The organism is Janibacter sp. CoH_79_TC_3 (genome assembly GCF_058197955.1).
Map to the genome: position 1 here is coordinate 1 of NZ_JBXWIV010000012.1, position 14,219 is coordinate 14,219.

At 39.6% G+C, this 14,219-nt stretch carries 17 protein-coding genes and 3 pseudogenes; 11 read left to right on the forward strand and 9 right to left on the reverse strand.

Annotated elements, in window-relative coordinates:
* Positions 1–77: 77 nt before the first annotated feature.
* The 7 genes and pseudogenes from AC2FA3_RS10390 (at position 78) to AC2FA3_RS10420 (ending at position 3,745) form a co-directional block, all read left to right on the forward strand.
* Positions 78–698 (forward strand): IS3 family transposase, encoded by a 621-nt coding sequence (locus AC2FA3_RS10390; RefSeq protein WP_490509498.1) that lies wholly within the window; start codon positions 78–80, stop codon positions 696–698.
* A 268-nt stretch (positions 699–966) separates the two neighbouring features.
* Positions 967–1,484: pseudogene (locus AC2FA3_RS10395) on the forward strand (IS5 family transposase); the annotation flags it as partial.
* 60 nt (positions 1,485–1,544) lie between these two features.
* Complete coding sequence (locus AC2FA3_RS10400; protein WP_490509499.1) at positions 1,545–1,901, forward strand: IS630 transposase-related protein; 357 nt, start codon at positions 1,545–1,547, stop codon at positions 1,899–1,901.
* Entirely contained in the window at positions 1,870–2,394 is a 525-nt protein-coding gene (locus AC2FA3_RS10405; RefSeq protein WP_490509565.1) for an IS630 family transposase, read from the forward strand. Before AC2FA3_RS10400 ends, AC2FA3_RS10405 begins: the two co-directional genes overlap by 32 nt.
* Before the next feature lie 4 nt (positions 2,395–2,398).
* A pseudogene (locus tag AC2FA3_RS10410) lies at positions 2,399–2,635 on the forward strand (transposase); the annotation flags it as partial.
* 103 nt (positions 2,636–2,738) lie between these two features.
* Positions 2,739–3,110 (forward strand): hypothetical protein, encoded by a 372-nt coding sequence (locus tag AC2FA3_RS10415; RefSeq protein ID WP_490509500.1) that lies wholly within the window; start codon positions 2,739–2,741, stop codon positions 3,108–3,110.
* Between the two features lie 383 nt (positions 3,111–3,493).
* Complete coding sequence (locus AC2FA3_RS10420; protein WP_490509501.1) at positions 3,494–3,745, forward strand: hypothetical protein; 252 nt, start codon at positions 3,494–3,496, stop codon at positions 3,743–3,745.
* A 250-nt stretch (positions 3,746–3,995) separates the two neighbouring features.
* Here AC2FA3_RS10420 and AC2FA3_RS10425 read toward each other — a convergent pair whose 3' ends face one another.
* From AC2FA3_RS10425 to AC2FA3_RS10445, 5 genes and pseudogenes are all read right to left on the reverse strand, one after another.
* A complete protein-coding gene (locus AC2FA3_RS10425) occupies positions 3,996–4,466 on the reverse strand; it encodes a hypothetical protein (protein WP_490509502.1) in 471 nt (156 codons plus the stop codon).
* Positions 4,467–4,587: 121 nt separating this feature from the next.
* Positions 4,588–5,743 (reverse strand): annotated as a pseudogene (locus AC2FA3_RS10430) (IS3 family transposase).
* A 118-nt stretch (positions 5,744–5,861) separates the two neighbouring features.
* Complete coding sequence (locus AC2FA3_RS10435; protein ID WP_490509503.1) at positions 5,862–6,032, reverse strand: hypothetical protein; 171 nt, start codon at positions 6,030–6,032, stop codon at positions 5,862–5,864.
* A 461-nt stretch (positions 6,033–6,493) separates the two neighbouring features.
* Positions 6,494–6,913 (reverse strand): hypothetical protein, encoded by a 420-nt coding sequence (locus tag AC2FA3_RS10440; protein WP_490509504.1) that lies wholly within the window; start codon positions 6,911–6,913, stop codon positions 6,494–6,496.
* A 73-nt stretch (positions 6,914–6,986) separates the two neighbouring features.
* A complete protein-coding gene (locus AC2FA3_RS10445) occupies positions 6,987–7,799 on the reverse strand; it encodes an alpha/beta fold hydrolase (RefSeq protein ID WP_490509505.1) in 813 nt (270 codons plus the stop codon).
* A 176-nt stretch (positions 7,800–7,975) separates the two neighbouring features.
* On the opposite strand from AC2FA3_RS10445, the gene AC2FA3_RS10450 reads away from it, so the two are divergent.
* The gene (locus AC2FA3_RS10450) at positions 7,976–8,485 is read left to right on the forward strand and encodes a winged helix-turn-helix transcriptional regulator (protein ID WP_171996330.1); all 510 of its coding nucleotides are present in this window, start codon (positions 7,976–7,978) and stop codon (positions 8,483–8,485) included.
* Positions 8,486–8,776: 291 nt separating this feature from the next.
* On the opposite strand, the gene AC2FA3_RS10455 is transcribed toward AC2FA3_RS10450, so the two are convergent.
* Positions 8,777–9,232 (reverse strand): GNAT family N-acetyltransferase, encoded by a 456-nt coding sequence (locus AC2FA3_RS10455; RefSeq protein WP_490509506.1) that lies wholly within the window; start codon positions 9,230–9,232, stop codon positions 8,777–8,779.
* 21 nt (positions 9,233–9,253) lie between these two features.
* Complete coding sequence (locus tag AC2FA3_RS10460) at positions 9,254–9,997, reverse strand: type 1 glutamine amidotransferase (RefSeq protein WP_490509507.1); 744 nt, start codon at positions 9,995–9,997, stop codon at positions 9,254–9,256.
* Between the two features lie 151 nt (positions 9,998–10,148).
* Between AC2FA3_RS10460 and AC2FA3_RS10465 the strand changes: the two genes are divergently transcribed.
* Positions 10,149–10,715, forward strand: coding sequence for a cysteine hydrolase family protein (locus AC2FA3_RS10465; RefSeq protein WP_490509508.1), 567 nt, complete (start codon positions 10,149–10,151; stop codon positions 10,713–10,715).
* On the opposite strand, the gene AC2FA3_RS10470 is transcribed toward AC2FA3_RS10465, so the two are convergent.
* A complete protein-coding gene (locus AC2FA3_RS10470; protein WP_490509509.1) occupies positions 10,712–11,251 on the reverse strand; it encodes a TetR/AcrR family transcriptional regulator in 540 nt (179 codons plus the stop codon). The genes AC2FA3_RS10465 and AC2FA3_RS10470 overlap by 4 nt on opposite strands.
* A gap of 148 nt (positions 11,252–11,399) precedes the next feature.
* On the opposite strand from AC2FA3_RS10470, the gene AC2FA3_RS10475 reads away from it, so the two are divergent.
* Complete coding sequence (locus AC2FA3_RS10475) at positions 11,400–11,819, forward strand: HPP family protein (RefSeq protein ID WP_490509510.1); 420 nt, start codon at positions 11,400–11,402, stop codon at positions 11,817–11,819.
* A gap of 132 nt (positions 11,820–11,951) precedes the next feature.
* Here the strand turns inward: AC2FA3_RS10475 and AC2FA3_RS10480 are convergent, their stop codons facing one another.
* Positions 11,952–13,352, reverse strand: a complete 1,401-nt coding sequence (locus AC2FA3_RS10480; RefSeq protein ID WP_490509511.1) for an aminotransferase-like domain-containing protein — start codon at positions 13,350–13,352, stop codon at positions 11,952–11,954.
* 173 nt (positions 13,353–13,525) lie between these two features.
* Between AC2FA3_RS10480 and AC2FA3_RS10485 the strand changes: the two genes are divergently transcribed.
* Positions 13,526–14,203, forward strand: coding sequence for a LysE family translocator (locus AC2FA3_RS10485; protein WP_490509512.1), 678 nt, complete (start codon positions 13,526–13,528; stop codon positions 14,201–14,203).
* Positions 14,204–14,219: the final 16 nt, after the last annotated feature.

Sequence of the window (14,219 nt, forward strand, 5' to 3'; positions counted from 1 at the left end):
TTATGATAGTTTAATCCTGTCAGGTATTGCTGCCTGACTCAAGTAAATCACTCTCCGATATACTCGGGGCGGTTCAAATGCGACTTCAAAGTCGTCAAATAAAAATGCATAAATATAAGCACGTTGATAACACGCATAAAACCCATGGAAACCTATTGAACCGTAACTTTAGCCCAACAGCACCCAATCAAGTTTGGACAAGTGATGTGACCTATATTCGCATCAAAGGCGGCTGGTGCTACCTAGCCGTTGCTTTAGACCTGTATGCCCGTCGTATTGTTGGCTTTGCTGTATCAGATTCCCCTGATAGCGTACTGACCGCTAAGGCGTTGCAGATGGCGTATCAGCCGCGCTTAAAGCCAAGTGGCGTGTTGTTTCACTCTGATCAGGGAACCCATTACACCAGTGCAAGGTTCGCTGAATCTGTGGCAAGTTGTGAGGGAATGATACAAAGTATGAGCCGTCGTGGAAATTGTTGGGACAACGCGCCAACTGAAAGGTTCTTCAGGAGCTTTAAAACCGAATGGATGCCCAAGGGCGGCTACGAGAATATCGCTGAGGCTAAAAGCGCCATTATTGATTATATCTGGGGCTATTATCAAACCGTAAGACCGCACCGTTTTAATGATTATTTGCCACCAGCAGAGAAAGAGAAATGCTACTTTAACAAAAACCTCTTATCAGGTGTCCTAAATTAGTTGACCACTACACATTGACTTTTTGCTTTATAAGTAGCTTTCGTAACCATTCTAAGAGTGATCCTCACTTCGTAGCGTTTAGATATTACTAATCTCCTCTCAATCGGCATTTGGCGTTCAAAAAATATCTGAACTAAAATTATTTTTAGGATATAAATATTGCTACATAAATTAATCGATGATATTAGGGCGTGTCCCTAATTGGTAAAAGCGCCGATATCCTCTAAAATAAAGCATGTACTTTAGAAGATATGGGCATATAAGAAAAATGGCAAGACAAGCATTAACCGATAATCTCTGGAAACAGCTACAAATGACTATGAAAGATCATGGTTGCTATCAAACCCAAAATAGCCGAGAAGTCATGGAAGCCATTCTTTGGAAGCTGCGCACAGGTGCACCGTGGCGTGACATACCCGAAGAGTTATGCTCGTGGAAGACAGCTTATAACCGTTTTAACCGATGGTCAAAGACGGGTTTGTGGGAGAAATTTTTTTTAGCCTACGAAAAGAAATTGATACGGAATGGGTATTCATCGACGGAAGCTATATACGCTGTCACCAGCATGCAAGTGGAGCTCGGCTTGGTGAAGACCGAGCAATTGGACAAAGCCGTGGCGGAGCAACTACAAAGATACACCTATGCTGTGATGCCGATGGATATCCGCTCGATTTTAAAATCACTGGGGGTGAAGTCCACGACAGTCAAGTTGCAGGTGAATTGATTGACATGATTGGACAAGCTGATTACTTTATCGCTGATAAAGGCTATGACTCAGAAGCTATAGTGTATTAAATATAAAAAATGTTATAGGATAAAACATCTCAACAGACATACTCATTTATCATGACTTACTCACTAGATTTCCGCAAACAAGTACTAAAAAGCTTAGATGACGGTATGACCTTTGCCGAGGCGGCTGAGTTCTATAATCTTAGCCCAACCACCATACAAAACTGGAAGAGACGTGTTCATAGCAAAACAACCCGGCAAACCAAACCCTATAAAATACCAGATGAAGCACTACGAAAAGACGTTGAGAGTTACCCTGATGACTATCACTATGAACGAGCAAGACGGTTCAATTGTACTGCCCCAGCCATTTGTGAGGCGTTGAAACGCTTAGGTATTAGTCAAAAAAAAGACCTTAGAGCACCCAAAAGCGTGTCCAATAAAAAGAGCGGCATATCAGAGAAAGCTTGATAGCTTTACGCAGCAAGGCTATCCCATTGTCTATATGGACGAAAGTGGCTTTGAGCATGAGACCATCCGCTCTCATGGTTATTCACTAAAAGGCACACCTTGTATTGATCGCTACAACTGGCAAGGTAAAAAGCGAACCAACGTTATCGGTGCTCTATATGAAAAGATGCTGTTTGCACTGGATTACTTTGAGCACAACATTAACAGCAGCATATTCTACGATTGGTGCAAACACACGCTAATCCCAAGTCTTAAAACTAAATGCGTAATTGTCATGGATAATGCCAGGTTTCATAAAAATAAGCGTATTCAAAAGCTACTTAATAGACACGGTCATCGTATTTTATGGTTGCCCCCGTACAGCCCAGACTTGAATCGTATCGAGAAGAAATGGGCACAGGTGAAGTTTCTACGACAAGGGTGGATGGAAAATGACTTATCCAAATTATTTTATGATATTTGTCCAAGGCATAACATTTTTATTTTGAACTGACTATATCAGAGACAAAGCCCGTACCCATGATATGGTGCCTGTCATCCCTAAAAGGAAAAATGCCAAACAGCCTAATCCAGAGTTTGATAGCTATTTATACAAACTGCGTCATCTTGTAGAAAATATGTTTGCAAGGCTCAAGCATTTTCGTAGCATCGCTACTCGCTATGAGAAGTTGGCTCGCAACTTTAAGTCTATGCTTTACCTAGCGTGTACCATTATTCATTGCAAGATGAATTGAGGACACGCCCTAGATTAAAAATAGGGCTACATTTATAATGGGCTTTCCTTTGACCCAATCTTTTAAAACATATCATTTATTGATACTTAACAAGGAAAGCTCAATGTTAAACCGCAAAATAGTGGCAGTCGGATTTTCAGCACTTATATTTCTAAGCATAGGTTGCAGCAATACAGAATCTAATAGTGTACAAGAAGCCCCGTCTGAAACTATAACAGAGCAAATCCCAGCGGATGTGATGATACGTGGGCACTTTAAAAGAAGTTTTGAGATTCATGAGCTAGAAGCGAATGGTAAGATTTACTATGTGTCGGATCCAAAACAGCTATTAATGAAAGAATCAAACGGAATTGGTCAAGATGGCTATTACAAAGCTTTTGATGCGTGTGTTATTGGAACCACTGGTTCTGAAGGCGGATATGGCCCGACCGGTAAATACGAGAATGAAATTACTGTAAGCGAAATATGTGTATAAAAAATATAGTCGATAGTCTGATTGTTATGAGATTTTCGAGCCTACGTCACTCATATAGTAGGATGCTACCACTCCATGATAATCATTCAAAATTTGTAATGCTATGTTTATAAGAAGATGTCCTAGCTGTCATAGTAAGGTAATAAAACCCTTATATTTTAAAAAATCTGAGTCTTATCAGTGTTCAGCATGTCTATGCTACGTAGATTCCAACATTTTGCTATCTGGGTTCTTATCTATTGGCTTAGCTCTATATGTCGGTTATCTATACAGCTTAGATATGTTTTATGGTGGGTTAGGTATTTTTCTAGTATTACTCATACGTTGGCTGTTTTTGGACAAGGTTGATGCTGTATTACTACCTCTGTATATAAGGGAATCCGATGATAGATGAAATAGGTACGATGATTGCTGGTTACATATCAGGAAATAGTGCTGACAAAAGTAAAAAACTGAAATTCTGGGCAAGTGTAACTATAGGTCTACTATTTTTCTTAATGAATTTTCTGCTGGATTTATTTGGACGTAATCCTATAGTTTTAGATGGTTTTTTGGTGCTAATTGGTTTATCTATAGTTATAAGTATAGTGGTTTACATTCTTCTAACAATATCTAGCAAGGAAAATACAGGTTAAAAATTATGTTCGAAATATTAGTCGTACACTTCTTTCTAGGCATAGTTTTACTGGCATATCTTGCCCATATTCCTTACCGAAACCTTGCTTTATATGTACTATGGGCGGTTGATATTGTCTTACTTGGATCGTCTTCAGGGTACATTATTAACTTGTTCAGTACCTCTGAACTAATAATTTTTATATTATCTACAATCAGTGCTTTTATTTTGTTTTTTTTCTTATTTAAAAAATTTCCCAGTAGAATCCATTAACCACCCAACCAACCTTTATTCAAACCACATTCTATCCAGTTAAGTTTTATATATTCCCCTGTGAGTCTGCCATTAGGATAAGTAAACACACCACCGCCAAGATAAAGCTCATCTCCAATCTTGTATGGCTTTCCTTCAAAGGTTAAAACCTCTTTATTCGCATCCCATGAGAATGAAGTATCCGCCAGTACCAGTAAATAAGCATTTTCTTTCGTTGTTACCTCTTTATTATCTCTAGTCAAAGCAAGACAGTTGTTAAAAACAGTTAGATACCCATCTGTCATAGCCAGATATCGACCGTTATATTTAGTGGGAGACCAAGTAGCAATCTGCAACGGCTGCTTAGCCTCAACAGCCACTGGTACGACTGCTTGAACGACTGGAAGATTCTCTAACCTTTGAGTAACGCAACCAGAAAGTGATAGGACGGCTAATACTGCGATTAACAAAGTGGGAAAACTTGGCAAAGGTTGCTCCTAAATTATTGAGAATCACTGTGCTATTTTATTTTATATAAATCATTATGAGTAAGGATGAAATGATGACCCCTGCCGTCAATCCCGTAGACTTAAACTTGGGAGATTTTAGTTACGCAGCTTGACGATAATAATCAAACCACACCTGTCTTGGTGATTGATAGCCCAAACCCTTTTGAATCCTCGTCTGATTGTAGTACAGCTCGATATAACTGATAATATCATTGATGGCTGTGAACCTTGTTTTATAGTCTTGATGATATACCAGCTCATTCTTTAATACGCCCCAGAAGCTCTCTATGGGTGCGTTATCAAAGCAGTTGCCCTTGCCACTCATTGAGCCTGTAAACTGATGCTGCTTGATGATCTTGTGGTAGGCATGACTACAATACTGGCTGCCTCTGTCAGAGTGCACAATCAATCTTTGGCTTGGACGTTTATTTTTGACTGCCATATTAAGTGCACGACATACTAAATCTGCGGTCATTCGCTTATTGATAGCATAGCCGACAAGCTCTTTGGTGTATAAATCTTTGACTCCAGCTAAATACAACCAACCCTCATTGGTCCAGATATAAGTAATATCACTGACCCACGATTTATTAGGACGACTGGCATCAAAATTCTGATTTAGTATGTTTTGATAGACAAGCTTGTTGTGGTTGGAGTCGGTAGTAATTTTAAAGCGTTTGTGACGACGGCATTTGATGCCATGTTCTTCTTTAATGCTTCTGACCATATACAAGCTAATATCGTGCCCTTGCTCTACTAGCTTTGCTCAGCACCATAACGTGCTTTTGTTTCACTATGTGCCGCTCTGACCAGTAGCTCAGACTGGTTACGGTGTATCTGTTGCTCACTAATATCACGACTCAGCCAGTCATAGTAGCTAGAATGCTTAACCTTTAGTACACGACACATAGTAGTGATACTAAAGAAGAGATCGTTGTTTTTGATAAAGGCGTACTTCACTAACTGTGCTTGGCAAAGTACGCCGTCGCCTTTTTTAGTATCTCTCGTTCCTCTTCGGCTACTTTAAGCTGTCGTTTGAGCTGCTTTATTTCCTGAAGAGCCATCATAAGATCAGGATCATATTGTTCTGTACCGATAAGCTTGCCTTGATTGGCTTTATTATGCCAATTAGATAAGGTCTGCATGGCGATGCCAAGCTGCTTTGCGGTCGCTGAGATATTGCCATTATTACCTGCTATCTTCTTAACGGCTTCAGCTTTAAACTCTGCACTGTAGGTTCTTATTTTCTTGGTCATGGTAAACTCCTGCGAATATGCTTAGTTTACCAAGTTTAGGTGTACGGTTTCTTCAGCATAGCTCAATCTGCCTAAACTGTTTTGTGATATGGGCTGTATTTCTTTTATTGTGAACTGACTATAGCTGTACGCATCCAAAATTTGGATGAGGATTTGCGGCGATGACCATCTCAATGATAACTTCAGGCAATTTCGGTAATTCGAACAGAAGGGGATTATTCTCAGGTGTCAGCACTGTCATTTGACCTAAACTACTTTGGGCAACGACCGTAATACAATGACCTGCCATAACTAAACTGCCTATTGCGCCAACGCTATTAGCACTACAAATAACCTAGCTAATTATATTTATTTGGTTCAAACCTTCAATAGCCGCGTGGTGAAAATGACAGCTTTCTTAAAACAAAACCAATAACACCTTATTATCTTTTTTATAGTTCTCTTTTAGTTGCTCAATATCGCCATTGAAAGACCAAACCCCTTTATCCTGGTGTAAAAACTGCCCTACCTCTCCTCTTTAGCCGATGCGCGCGATACAATAGCGGTATCCAAAGTACCCAAACTTAGCATTTCTCTTAAGTGCATAGAGCTATGGCAATGAATGTGAATAGGTAAGTTGGGTTCATAGTTACGGATATGAGTAATCACTTTGGGTAATATAATCAACGTGTTTTACATAGAATTAACTCATTCTTGTGGGCTAAGTTTATAATTTGACAAACGTCACGATCTATTTGAACCTTACTATATCTATAAACTTGACCACTGTTGCTTGAAACCAATAAAATGAATTGCACCAATTAATAAACATACTACTGAACTCCATAACCAAAACTTAGGACTTCTTCCAATAGGGTTATTAATAAAGAACAGCCCAACGAGGCTACGACTGAAATATATAAAAGTTATTACAATGAGAGCTGTACGTGTGAATGGTAATTTACCAACCAAACCTGCAGCGGAAAAAGCATAAAGTGCCCAAATTGAAAAAATGAGTACGATTACAGAGGTAATGACAGTTGGTTCGACGCTACCACGTTCAGAGAGAACAGCCATTTGTTCTCCAGCACCAAAAAATCGATACCATGAACCACCAAATATGATGCAACATATATGAAGAGCTGCAGTAATAGCACTTAAAACGCCTGCAAAAACTAAAAATATGTTCATAATTCAAAAATTCCTATATTACATTCTCAACTTCAAAAGTGACTTTATATTCTAAAAGAATAATAAACGTCTTTTAGGCTATAAAATCAGTCACTTTTTGCAGAACTATCTCAGACTTCATAATTTTCCTGTGCCCAAGATTTTGCGTGGCAAAGAACTCTCCGTTGATTAGCTTGTCTTCATACCTGCGCCCCTGTAAAAACGGTACTTCCAAATCATTCTCGTCATGCACGATTAGTACAAATTGATCTACATTACCTATCCTTGATGTCATGTCTATTTCTGAAAAAGTTAACTGAACTTCTTGCTCTGTTTGTTTCATAAAGTGACCTAACACTTTACCGTGTAAACCAATAAGAGCAGCAAATGATTCAACACTATGCTGAAAATTTGATGGCCCAGCTATCGAAATAATTTTCTCAACCTCTAGGCCTTCAATAGCAGCGTATACTGCTGCACCGCCACCCATCGAGTGACCTATGATAGCTTTTAGAGGACCGAAATATTTTTGGGCTTCAAAAATGGCCTTGATGAATTTGTTTGGATTGCTTCTAGTTTCCTGGCTATCGCCATGAGCTGGAGCATTAATAGCAATTAACATATATTTAGTGGATAAAAAAGGTAAAAAAACAGACATCTGACTGGCTCTGCCTTCCCACCCATGCATGAGCAAAATCGGCTCACCTTGACCCCATACTAAACAATTAATACCGCTATCCAATACCACTGTTCGCGCTGTATCCTGCGCAGTTATTTCCCAAGGCTTCTGCGCATGTTTTCTTGGCGTAAAAAATATACTCTGTGCCTTTTTTGCAGCCATTTCAGGTGCCACATAACCCAGTATACTTATATAACTTTTTAACAAGATAAAACTCAAATTATTCATATGGCATCGGAACCTTTCGTATTTGGTATCTTTAAGAGACTATAATAATTATTTGGTATCTTCAAGATACTAATTTAATAAATTTAAATAAAAATTAGAATAGTTAGTCTCCCTTGACCATAAAAGGGTTAGAGCATGCCATAATGGTTTTTTACAAAAATCTATATCAGGCTATTATGACTAGAACATCATTTAACGAAATTAATTGTAGCTTAGCAAGAACAGTCGATATCATTGGTGACAAGTGGTCTCTACTTATTATTCGTGATGCCTTTTTTGGGGTACAGCGGTTTTCTGAATTTGAAGATAGATTGGGAATAGCCAAAACAGTATTATCCAATCGTTTAAATATTCTTGTAGAGAATGAGATATTAAAGAAGGTATCAACCAATCCAGAAGTAGATCGATTTATATATAAGCTGACGCCAAGAGGAAGAGATTTGCTTGTGACTGTTGTCTCTCTAGTCCAGTGGGGTGATAAATGGGTTTTTGGAGAAGGGCAAGAGCCGATAGAGATTTGGGATAAAGAAGAGCTAGCATCAATTCAGCAGTTAGGTCTACAAGCACGCTCAGGTAAAATTTTGGAAGCGCGCGATGTGGTGTTTAAACCAGGCCCTGGAGCCACTAGCGAAATGATATCAATGTTTGAAGATTATTATTTACAAAAATCGCAGGATGAAAGCTAACGTAATAATAATCTCATTTTTGAGTATTTATATTCACACGATTTTCACGCTTAATTCTTTTTTCTGAAGAATCGATAAGAAAAGTGGCATAATAACTCTCATGGTACTCAGCTCTAAGCTTTGGCTGCCCAGCATCAGTGATGCCTTGAGCATAAAAAGCGTCAACTTTTTCTTTTTCATAGACACGGAAACACTAACGATTGGCAAGGCTGCTATTGGGGTTTCGCACTTTAAAGACAGTTAAATAACTATGGTCATGAGCAGCTGGCGTGTTCCGAACGCCATATCTTTTTATAAATTTTTGCGATATTGCATCATATCAGTTTGAGTTGCTAAGGTGTCATAGAGAGCCCGAACTGGCGTATTACCTTCGTGAGTCACCCAATAAACACGGTTACACCCTTTATCACTAGCAACGTTATAAACGTGCTCAATAAGTTTACGACCTACTCTTTGACCACGAATGGCATCATCAACGTATAAGTCCCCCAAATAACAATATTCAGTAGTGTTCCACGTATTAGGGTGTAGTACTACATGTGTGATACCTATTAACCTATTGTCACTCCACGCCCCAAACCTATAAATAGCTACATTTTCATCAAGTAAATTTTTCCATGTCTGGTCAATCGTACTTATTGGTAAATTAGTCTCATAAAAATTTAGATAGCTTTGCCATAATCTTAACCAATCGTTGAAATCAACACCTGATAAATCAATGATTTGAATGGGTCCATTATTTTCCATATTTACCTCAATTTGGGAATTTTAGACATTTGATAGAGTATCCAGTATTGTTGCTAACCATGCGTTATTATCCTCGATATATTTATTACCATGCTCTATTATCTCAGCAGGTGATTGGACAGATTTAGGATAGTTATTAAGTTCGTTTTGGATTTCATCACGCCCATGCTCTACCATTTTGAGCATACTTTCTTGGGTCACCTCAAAGTGACACTGCCAGCCGATAACAAAAGATCCAAGTTCTTTATGTAGCGATGTTTGGTAAATAAACCCTTGGTTAGCCCACGCACCTGATGTTGCAATAGCAGTTGCTCCCTTCGGACAGTCAAAACCATCGCCATGCCAATGGAATACAGTGAACGCTTGCTTGGCTAACTTTTGCAGTAAAGGATGACTCTTTCCTTCTTCTGTCAATTCAATAGGTAACCAGCCTATCTCTTTGACACCAGAAGGCTTAACAATAGCACCCAAACAATGCGCAATGAGCTGCGCCCCTAAACAGATACCAATGACGTTCTTACTATTATCGATACTTTGTTGAATAAACTGTTTTTCATCGGCTAACCAAGGAAACTCTTCTTCATCGTGAATAGTCATCGGTCCACCCATGACTATGAGCCAATCAAAAGTGTCTTGCTCTGGCAGTGATGCCTGACTATAGAATCGAGTATAGCTGATGGTATGGCCGTGGTTATTTGCCCACTGTTCGATAAAACCAAGATCTTCAAAATCAACATGAAGTAATGCATGAATACGTATAATCATAAGATACCTTTTATTGGTCATTTAAATTGATGAAGACTAAAATTTTGATATTATACAGCGATTAAAAGTCTGTGTATGACCTAGAAGAAATACAAAGATTATGATTACTCCATTTAACCTATAAGCACGAACTATCATAAGGGTAAAAATAATGAGCTTACGAGATAAAAAACCGGCTTTGCTAGTTATTGATGTTCAAAAAGGCTTCGAAGATGAAGCCTATTGGGGTGGTAATCGTAATAATAAAAATGCTGAAAAGATTTGCGGAGAGATACTACAGAAATGGCGAGAGCATAAGTTGCCTGTTTTTCATGTACGTCATAGCTCACTTAATCCTAATTCTCGATTGCATCCTACCCATTCAGGATTTGAGTTCAGCGAATATACCCTGCCTAATAAAGATGAGACCGTGATTACCAAACAGGTGAATAGCGCCTTCATTGGTACCGATTTAAAACAACAATTAGATAATCAAAATATATCAACGGTAGTCATTATTGGATTGACGACCAACCACTGTATTTCTACTAGTACTCGTATGTCAGGTAACTATGGCTATGAGACTTATTTGATAGCTGATGCTACTGCCACATTTGATAGAGTAGGTATCAACGGTGAAAAGTATGAAGCAGAGCTTATGCATCAGACTACGATGGCAAGCTTAAATGAGGAGTTTGCTAGGGTCATTACTACTAAGGCTTTATTGCAAGCTCTTTAAGCAAAAACCTTAAAAAACTCAGCATCTAATTCCAATGACTCCTGGCCCGTTTGTGCTGCAACAATAATACCTTCCCCAAATACGAACAGAGTATCAGATTTCTGCTTAGCATTTTCCACACCTACCTGTTCAAACTTAGCAAGTAGCCATTGTCTGACTTCAGTTTTATGCTGTTTGGCTATTTGATGCGTGCAAGACTCAGCATCTGAATACTCTGCGCAAGCATTGATAAACATACAACCATAAAAATCCTCTGATGACGTCCAGTCTTTTAAGAAGGTTAAGTAGCACCTTGCAATACCTGACACATCTTTAAGCTCAAAAATATCGAAGTAATCTTTTAGCTGATCCATAAACATCTGTTGACGATATTTAAGCACCTCCTCAATAAGTCCCTCTTTATTACCAAAATGAGCGTACAAAGTCCGCTTAGTAGTCCCTGCTCTCTTTGATAAAAGCTCCACTCCACTGTTGTGAAAGCCTTGCTTATAAAAAAGCTCATAGCTTTTTCGTAAAATAGTGTCTCGTAATTGCATTGGCTAAATCTCCTATTCTTTTCGTTCCTATTATTTTATTCAATAAAAAACTATTATTTTTATATACCGTTCGGTATACTTAAATAATATACTGACCAGTATACCAGCAGTAATACCTTTAAATTGTTTATTTATCATAGTAGTTAACATGCATTCATTTTTTAATTGGTACAAATTAAATGGTCAAGTCAGTTCATGCCCAAAAAGATTGCCGTTATCGATGATACTAGTGGCTTGGCTCGGCGGAACCCTCGCAACGGCAACGCTTGCTATGCTAGGAAGTTCGGTAGAATTAATAATGATACTGGGATCATTTGGTGCTAGTTGTTTATTGATATTTGCGTATCCTGCCAGCCCTTTTGCGCAGCTAAGAAACGTCATAGGCGGACATGTTATTGCGACTTTTACAGGACTGGTATTTATGATGTTATTTGGCATTCACTGGTGGAGTATGGCAAGCGCTGTAGGCACCGCCATTGCGCTAATGCTGGTATTTAGAATGCCGCACCCGCCTGCGGGGTCCAACCCTTTGATAGTCATGCTGGGTGCGGTGAATTGGGGGTTTTGATAACACCTACCCTGCTCGGTTCTATTATTTTGGTCATGGTAGCGCTTATTTATAACAATTTAGGTAAGGATAAGCAGTATCCAACGTATTGGTGGTAGAAGACTACCTTTAATGGAAAACGAGTGTTTGTATTCAATTATCTAAATACTTCTCTAACCAAGCCAAAAACTCATCGTTAGTTGTCGATACATTGAGTCGCAGATATGTCGAAGTACGAACATCTGGGTAAAACAGTTGCCCTGGCGCGACTAGCCAGCCGTCTTTATACGCATCCAATGCTAACGGTCCGGTATCCTGCCCTGTGTCTACCCAAACAAAAAGACCTGCTTGTGTATGCTCAGGATAAATAAGCCCAATCCTTGGCAATAATTTACGCAGTCTTTCGTGCGCAGCATATATAAGCTGCTGAACCTTTTTAATTTGCCGGCGATACTCACCATGCGTCCATAATCTATGGATAACTCGCTCACCAAATTCTGGGGTGTTCAAATTACTCAAAGTTTTGATCCTCAGCATATCATCAACGAATTTATCGGGACTTACCAGCATACCGACGCGCCAACCAGACGACATCGACTTTGAAAACCCTGTTGCATAGAACACTCGTTCAAACTGATCTAGACTTGCGTAGCGTAGTGTCTGATTATTCGGTACAAAGGCGGCATATAAATCATCTTCGAATATATAAGCATCGTATTCATGAATCAAATTAATGACCTGATGCGCGCGGGCAGGATGTAGATTATAGGATGTTGGGTTGTGCAGCACGCTATTAGTGAGATAGAGCTTGGGTCGGTGCACGGCAAACAGCTTTTGCATTTGCTCAATATTAGGTCCTTGATAATCACGCTCAATCGCTATTACATTTAGGCCTTGTTGTTGTAGGCAGCTTGATAACCAATACCAACCTGGCCCATCGACTAAGACGGTATCGCCAGCTTGGGTAAGCAGCTGTGCGGCCATCGTGACCGCTTGTGAGACACCCGCTGTGGTAATAACATTATCAGTAGAGGTTTGCATACCTTGAGTACTTAAGTGTTGCACCAGCTGCTGACGTAGCGGCAAATAGCCTTGAACATTACCATAATCATAGATAAAGCTATCGGCTTGCTGGGTTACCTGCCGTATTGCCCATTCCATCTTATCATTACGTACCCAGTCTCTCGGTAATGTTCCCACCCCTGGTGAGCGATAGTGCGGGATATCACTAAAAACTTGCTGCACCAGCCAGCGCGTATCTATTACTGGGTACTTAATGACCGCTCTTTTATCATCATTCGGCTGAGCTAATTTTGCTTGCGTATTGACATAATAGCCTGAGCTGGGCTTAGCGATTAATACGTTAGTAGCAACCAGCTGCTCATAAGCTTGTACCACCGTAAAGCTTGATATGTCTAATAGTTTTGCTAATTTTCGCACTGAAGGCACGCGCTGATTGGGTAGGTAAATCTGCCAGTCAATACGCTGCTGGAGCCATTCAGTGACAGCAGCAGTTTTGGTCAAGTTGGGATTGAGAGTATAAGTTTCGACCATAATGAATGCGCTTCTTTTCTTGTCTAATTATAAATAGGCAAATAATTAAATTGTAATGTTGGGAGCAACTATACACTTTGTTCACCACTCGTGAAACTGTAGCGGGTCTGTTATGGGTATTTAAATTATAGTTGAGTTCATCAACAACTTAAAACCATAAGGACAATATACAAATGGGGTCAACCGTAAGCTTTGAAGGCAGTATAACGGCATTAGCTATTTTTATGCTGGTCAATTCTATCACCCCAGGTCCCAATAACTTGATGCTACTGCATGGCAGTATTAAACGTGGATTTTGGGCATGTCGCTGGCACATGCTTGGGATTACTCTCGGCGTCACGATTATGCTTTGGCTGAGCTATTGGGGGATGGCGGCGTTAGTCGTTAGTTTCCCTGCCGTTATGTTGATTATAAAAGTGTTGGGCACGCTATATCTATTGTGGCTCACCTATCAGATGGCTAAAACCGACTTTACTGCTATCATTAATGAGGCGCTACTACAGGAACGACAACGTCAACAAGCTGGTGAGAGTGTTATTGAGGTAAAAAAAAGCTTCGGTGAATTGCCTTTAAGTTTTGGACAAGCGCTACTGTTTCAATGGCTCAATCCCAAAGCATGGACGATGACCGTGGTCGCTCCTAGTCTAGCGATGTTTAATGCTGGCAGGCCTTGGTTAGATAACTATTCATTACTCGCGATGAGTGCAGTCATTAGTATCTTATCCATCAGCTGTTGGGCGGCTGGTGGTCACTGGCTACGTAAATTGGTGCATTTACCGCGAGTAATGCGGGTAATTCATGCGGTGATTGTACTGATGACGCTATATTGTGCTCTAACGCTTTGGCTATAGATAATAATTGCTTAAC

What these genes read in the sequence shown, in the direction of transcription:
- AC2FA3_RS10390 (WP_490509498.1), top strand. Translation starts at nt 78, where the DNA reads ATGCGACTTCAAAGTCGTCAAATAAAAATGCATAAATATAAGCACGTT.
- AC2FA3_RS10400 (WP_490509499.1), top strand. Translation starts at nt 1,545, where the DNA reads ATGACTTACTCACTAGATTTCCGCAAACAAGTACTAAAAAGCTTAGAT.
- AC2FA3_RS10415 (WP_490509500.1), top strand. Translation starts at nt 2,739, where the DNA reads ATGTTAAACCGCAAAATAGTGGCAGTCGGATTTTCAGCACTTATATTT.
- AC2FA3_RS10420 (WP_490509501.1), top strand. Translation starts at nt 3,494, where the DNA reads ATGATAGATGAAATAGGTACGATGATTGCTGGTTACATATCAGGAAAT.
- AC2FA3_RS10435 (WP_490509503.1), bottom strand. Translation starts at nt 6,032, where the DNA reads ATGGCAGGTCATTGTATTACGGTCGTTGCCCAAAGTAGTTTAGGTCAA.
- AC2FA3_RS10440 (WP_490509504.1), bottom strand. Translation starts at nt 6,913, where the DNA reads ATGAACATATTTTTAGTTTTTGCAGGCGTTTTAAGTGCTATTACTGCA.
- AC2FA3_RS10445 (WP_490509505.1), bottom strand. Translation starts at nt 7,799, where the DNA reads ATGAATAATTTGAGTTTTATCTTGTTAAAAAGTTATATAAGTATACTG.
- AC2FA3_RS10450 (WP_171996330.1), top strand. Translation starts at nt 7,976, where the DNA reads ATGACTAGAACATCATTTAACGAAATTAATTGTAGCTTAGCAAGAACA.
- AC2FA3_RS10455 (WP_490509506.1), bottom strand. Translation starts at nt 9,232, where the DNA reads ATGGAAAATAATGGACCCATTCAAATCATTGATTTATCAGGTGTTGAT.
- AC2FA3_RS10460 (WP_490509507.1), bottom strand. Translation starts at nt 9,997, where the DNA reads ATGATTATACGTATTCATGCATTACTTCATGTTGATTTTGAAGATCTT.
- AC2FA3_RS10465 (WP_490509508.1), top strand. Translation starts at nt 10,149, where the DNA reads ATGAGCTTACGAGATAAAAAACCGGCTTTGCTAGTTATTGATGTTCAA.
- AC2FA3_RS10470 (WP_490509509.1), bottom strand. Translation starts at nt 11,251, where the DNA reads ATGCAATTACGAGACACTATTTTACGAAAAAGCTATGAGCTTTTTTAT.
- AC2FA3_RS10475 (WP_490509510.1), top strand. Translation starts at nt 11,400, where the DNA reads ATGCATTCATTTTTTAATTGGTACAAATTAAATGGTCAAGTCAGTTCA.
- AC2FA3_RS10480 (WP_490509511.1), bottom strand. Translation starts at nt 13,352, where the DNA reads ATGGTCGAAACTTATACTCTCAATCCCAACTTGACCAAAACTGCTGCT.
- AC2FA3_RS10485 (WP_490509512.1), top strand. Translation starts at nt 13,526, where the DNA reads ATGGGGTCAACCGTAAGCTTTGAAGGCAGTATAACGGCATTAGCTATT.